A 430-nucleotide genomic window follows, 5' to 3' on the forward strand; every position below is an offset into this window, starting at 1 on the left:
CCCCTCACCCGCGCCCGCTAGACCCCACAGAGCCAGCAGCGAGACAGCACGACCAGATGCCGCGCCCACGCCGCCACCTCCGCACCATCCCCACGCACACACCAGCCCCCGTCGCCGCCCCGCCAGGCCCCCCCAACACCACCTGGACCACCATCCGCGCAGGCGTCCAACACAGCCTCGGCCTCACCCCAGACGGCCACGCCTACAGCTGGGGAGACAACGGCAACGGCCAACTCGGAAACGGCGACAACACAAACCAGAGCACACCTGTACAAGTCCGCCGACGCGCACTGCCCGCGGGCAACCACTACACCGCAATCACAACAACCTCCCACAGCCTCGCCCCCGACAACACAGGCCACGCCTCCAGCTGGCGACCACCCGACAAGGGACCACTCGGCGCCAACCCTACCCTCAACTCGACCACACC

The 430-nt window shown here is 68.8% G+C and carries 1 pseudogene; it reads left to right on the top strand.

Features of this window, described 5'->3' with window-relative positions:
* Positions 1 to 56: 56 nt before the first annotated feature.
* Positions 57 to 430: pseudogene (locus tag CRD59_RS07770) on the top strand (hypothetical protein); the annotation flags it as partial.

The sequence above is a fragment of the Bifidobacterium xylocopae genome, from assembly GCF_003315615.1.
Taxonomy (GTDB): Bacteria; Actinomycetota; Actinomycetes; order Actinomycetales; family Bifidobacteriaceae; genus Bombiscardovia; species Bombiscardovia xylocopae.